Annotated in this window: 5 protein-coding genes; all 5 read left to right on the plus strand. The window is 28.6% G+C overall.

Going from position 1 to position 5,141, the window contains the following annotated elements:
* Positions 1–565, plus strand: a 565-nt coding sequence (locus tag LS70_RS09615) for a hypothetical protein (RefSeq protein ID WP_201273986.1), incomplete at its 5' end; no start/stop codon positions are given.
* Positions 566–697: 132 nt separating this feature from the next.
* Complete coding sequence (locus LS70_RS09620; protein WP_201273987.1) at positions 698–1,633, plus strand: ankyrin repeat domain-containing protein; 936 nt, start codon at positions 698–700, stop codon at positions 1,631–1,633.
* The gene (locus LS70_RS09625; protein ID WP_034291291.1) at positions 1,626–3,365 is read left to right on the plus strand and encodes a putative toxin; all 1,740 of its coding nucleotides are present in this window, start codon (positions 1,626–1,628) and stop codon (positions 3,363–3,365) included. The genes LS70_RS09620 and LS70_RS09625 overlap by 8 nt, the downstream gene beginning before the upstream one ends.
* Before the next feature lie 12 nt (positions 3,366–3,377).
* Positions 3,378–3,827, plus strand: coding sequence for a hypothetical protein (locus tag LS70_RS09630; RefSeq protein WP_034291293.1), 450 nt, complete (start codon positions 3,378–3,380; stop codon positions 3,825–3,827).
* Positions 3,812–5,074: a hypothetical protein gene (locus LS70_RS09635; protein WP_236096475.1), complete on the plus strand. Its 1,263-nt coding sequence runs from the start codon at positions 3,812–3,814 to the stop codon at positions 5,072–5,074. Before LS70_RS09630 ends, LS70_RS09635 begins: the two co-directional genes overlap by 16 nt.
* The last annotated feature ends 67 nt before the right edge of the window (positions 5,075–5,141 follow it).

A 5,141-nucleotide genomic window follows, 5' to 3' on the forward strand; every position in this document is an offset into this window, starting at 1 on the left:
AGGATTTAAAAATGTCAATGTTAAAGAAGATTATTTAGAAAACACTTTACTCTCTAAAGAAACAAATGTAAAACTTAATAATACTTTGAATGTGGGAGTTAGTAATGAAGTAAATATTGGACAAAATCATGAAGAAAATATAGGAAATGATAAAAGAGTGATTATAAATAATAATTTAGAACAAGAAGTTAAAAATGATTATATTCAAAGAGTAGGACATAATAAAAATGAAACCATACAAGGTTCTTATGTCATTCAATGCAACGATAATATAAAAATGTTTTCTAAAAGAGATACAAGCATAGAAGCCAATGAATATTTTAAAGCTGAAGCTGATGATTCTATGAGTTTTAAAGCTAGAAATAATTGTTCTTTTACAGCTAATTTTATAACCACCCTAGCTGGTAGAAGTCTTTCAATCGCACGAGATAGGATTACAAGCATAGTTGGAACTACTACGATTGAACAAACAAAAGATAAAGTTGTTATTCAAGTAGGTAAAGTGCAAGTTACTATAGATAGTAAAGGGCTAAGAGTAAAAGGAGGAGATTTAAGAGCAGATTAGATAAAACGACTAAGCAATTAGATTTTTAAAAGATAAATTCTTAAAACTAAAACCAAAAAACACAAAAAACTAAAACCAAAAAACTAGAAAACCAAAAACACAAATTCATTCAATTCATTAAAAGGAGACATAATGAAGACGAGAGAAGAGATTAGAGCATTAAGCTTTGAAGAAGCAGACAGAATGGAAGATGAAGTGCTTGAAGCTATAGATAATAATGACTTAGCTAAGGTAAAGGATATTTTAAAAGATTATCCCGTAGAGATAAGTTCTTATGAATTAAATACCAAAAACAAAAAAGGAGATGCAGAGCGTCCTTTGTATAATCCATATACTCTTATCATAAGAGCAGCATATAGTTGTGAAGAGCATGACAATGACTTTTCTATCTTAGATTATTTATTTAATGAATATGGCTTAAGCCTAAAAGACCCTAAATATAATTTTTTCCATTCTGATATGAAATATATCAAAGAAATTAATGAGAAATATATTCTTTTAGAAAAAGGAAAGCTTGAGATTTATCGAGAAACTCTGATTTATCAATATATAGCAAAGGCTAACAACCCTAATCCTGAAATTGTGAAATATCTAGTCGATAAAGGAGCGAGATTTGATATCTATGAAGGAGAGCTTGAAAATTTCCCTAAAACCCCTTTGCATTTTTGGGCTTGGGATAATAATAATTATCTTTCAGAATTAGAAGTGGCAATTAAAGGGGGAGCAAATGTCGATATGCCAACATTAACAAGGAATGAGTATGCTTTTAAAGAAACTCTTTTATTTCATGCAATTAGAGAGCCTGCAAATTATAGAACCACTCAGCTTTTAATAGAACTTGGAGCAAATGTCAATTATGCTAACCCAAACACCCCTTTAGATAAAGCTAAAGGCACGCGAAATAAAAAGCTTTTAAAAGAAGCAGGAGCAATGACTCGTGCGCAGATTGAAAAGAAATTTAAAATACCGCCTTACTATTTTGAAAAAGGTGATGACATAGAGAAAGAATGCGGAAAACATGCTAAACTTTTAAACGATGCTATTAAAGGAGCAAAAGAAAATGGCTAAGAATATAGAGATAAACTTTGCCGAAGTAGAATTCCATATCAAAGAATTTCAAAAGGTTTATATACTAGAGAATTGTTCTCTAGTGTTTTATGCGCCAAAAGAAAAGCATATGCAAAGTAAAGAGGGTAAAAAGAATATACAAATAAAACAAAAAGATGGCACCAAATCTTTCCTTGTGGACGATAAGGGCAATAAAATAAAACATAGGACTATTAATAAAAGCGAATCTCAAGGACATATAAAAGCTATCAATAAAGAAAAAGAAGAAAAGATTAGCAAGCTTGGGCTTAATGCAGATAATATTGATAAACATTTTGCCTTTGATGAAGAAGGAAATTCGCTTAATCTAGAGACTGCTAAAATGGAAGAAGATTATCAAAAGCAAAAAGAAGAGCGAAGAAAGAAAATAGAAGAATCTAAGAACAAAAGATTGCAAAAATCACCCAAAAAAGAAAGAGCAGAAAAATTTAAAGACTATGATATTTTCTATGATGTTTATACAAATAAAGATAATATTAAATCTTGTATTGGAAAGTTTAAAGTTAATAATGGTATTGCTAAAGTTGAAGCAAGCTTTTTTCAAGAATGTTTGGGAAAAGGGATTTATAATCTTATTCCAAGATTAATCTCTAAACAAAAAAACAAAGACTTACACTTTGACCCTGTGCCTTTAGAAGATAAAGGATTTGTAGTTACGGATTTTAGAGTGGATAATATAAAAAATGTCAAAAAAGACCTTATTTTTCAAAGAAGAATCGCTGAAATAGAGAATTCTAGTCTTATTTTGCAAAGTCCTCAAAAGTTTTTAAGTGCTTTAAATGGTGGGAGAGATTTCACACAAGATGACAAAAAACGACAAGCAGAGGCTATTCAAAAAGGTTGTGAGCTAAAAGCAAAAGAAATGGAGAAGATATTGGGTGTAAAAGAAGAAGCGAGCATTGAAGAGATAGAAAAAAGAATGAATGAAATATCAAGCAACAAAAATAGAACCCCAAAAGAACAAAACGAATTTGGCAGACTTGAATTTTTAAAAAACAATAAGGAAAAAGTTGAAGACTATCAAGGAATTATTAAAAAGCTTAAAAATCCTCAAGCCGCTGACAATCAACAAAGTAATACAGGTGCTAGTAATATAGAAGATACTGATAAAGAAAAAACAAACACTCCAAATGGAAATAAAAGTGAAGATGAATCAAAAACTATCAACGCTAAAGACATAGGAGACACAGGAGAATACATGGTATCTCTACTGCTCTTTTCTAATAAATGCACAAGATATTTATCTAATAGAAGAAAAATGGACGCAAACTTTAATCTTAATGGATTTAATCATACGATTCCAGATTTTTTAGTAACACTTAATGATTATCCTACTTTAGTAGAAGTTAAAAATGTCCAAGAACAAAGTTTGACAGAACAAATAAGCTTTGAATTAAAACTTGCTAGAGAATATGACCTAGATTATTTGTTTGTATGTAATGATTATACTAAACTAATGAATAACATAACAAAACTTGTGGAATTTGATGCTGCTGAGCACAAAGGCTCAAGATCTGGCTTTATTGACCATAGACATTTACACAGAAGTATAAAAACAGCCTTTAAAGAAATCTATATTCATCATATCAAAGGAGTTGCACCTAATAAAATTATGATTAAAAGAATGGATTTAAATGATGCTGCTAAAATGGAAAAAGAATTTAATGAAAAACAAAATCTACAAAAGAATTAAATAAGGGAAAAAATGCAAAGCAAAGATTTATTTTATCAAGATTTACAAGAGGTTTTTAAATATTATCTAAAAAACGATAGCTATTTAAAGGGTGCTTTAGATGGTTTAAAGCAGCATGAGCGAAGATCTTTTATTAGCAGTATTTTAAGCTATGAATATCAAAATTTAGTAGAAGATGGTAACTTAGAGCGGCAAAAATATAAAGTTATTTTGCCAAAAAATCTAATTATTGTTTTAACCTATGATAAATATAATTTTGATGGCGAAATTCTTGCAAATTTTGTTGAAGATTTGGAGTTTGAATTACAGCATAGAGAAATGGAGCTTTATGATGATCCTTGTGTATATGGATATGAAGAAGACGAAGAAGAAATGGATGAAGAAGAATGGGTGCAAGATCAAGTAGAGGATATAAGAGATTTTTTAGATGCTTTAAAGGATTTTAAATGGACGAAATGCTAAACCCATCAACCACTAATCAAGTCCATTTCCATTTCTTCTCTAAAAAATCTTTTAGTGATGAGAAATATCTTAATGCTTGGAGTTTAAAAGGTAATCGTTTAAATGCTAAAGAATGGTTTGAATTTAAACAAGCTAATAAGGGTAATTTTTATAATGAGCATTTAAAGAATACTCTAAATGCTATGCAAGAACTTAACACTCATTTTAGTATTGATAGATTAGAAGGCATAAACATTAATGCTAGTGATGAATGGTTAGATTTGTTACCTAAAAATTATTCTCTAATCTATGATAGATTATGTAGAGATAAAAGTAAATATATTTTATATAAGATTCATCAAAACAATGCTTTAAATCAAATAGGAATGCTTAAAAATCTTTCCCCAAATTTTCCTTTTTGGAATGAGAAAGGAGAAAATTTCTCTCAAAGTGAAATAAATACCTTTATAGAAAATGACAACCTTTCTCCCTATTTTAATAAGTATGATGTTTATTTTAATTCCTCATTACATTTAACCTTTAACTTTAGTGAAGAGAACTTAGAGTATTTAGTTAAAAATTATCACCATAGGATTCAACACGACTTTACTCCAAAAAGTGAAAAAGAAATACAAAAAGAGTTAGATTTAAATACAGAAGATAAAATAATCTTAGAACTTGAAAATATATTTTTAAAGATTTGTAAAGGCATAAGTGCTGATTATGCTTTTATAGATTTTTCTTATTTTTTCGTAGGATATGATTATGTTTTAAGTTCTAAAAATAATCCTTTAAAATCCTATCCTATAAGTTTAGAGGATTTAATCTATGAAAGGAGTTTTAAAGAACATATAGAAGAATATGCAAAGAATTATTTTGCAAATTATTATTCTAAAGAACTCTTAGATAGATTGCCAAATACAGCTGAATTAATCAAAGATAGACTAAATTGGCATCTTATAAACTACAATAAAATTCCAAAAAACACAAATGAAGAAAATATACAAGGCATACTTTCTAAACAAAAAGATATGAAAATGCGTTTTGTAAGCTTTATTAACTATCAAGATTATGTCTATCATAATAAAGAGAATTTTTGGGATTTAGAAGAAAAGGATAATGCGATTTTATGGGAAAAATTCTTAACTAAAAATACCCTAAAACCTTTACCTAAATCCTTTGATTGCTCTTTAGAAGAAAAACTACTTTATGCTAAAGATGAAGATTTACTAACAATTCTAAACTCCCATAGGATTCTTAATGGCTAAGAAAACAAGAAGAAAAATCCTTACTCCTAAAGTAAAAACTCTACAAACAACTCCTGATTTATCTTTA

Source organism: Helicobacter sp. MIT 11-5569 (assembly GCF_000765695.2).
Taxonomy (GTDB): Bacteria; Campylobacterota; Campylobacteria; order Campylobacterales; family Helicobacteraceae; genus Helicobacter_D.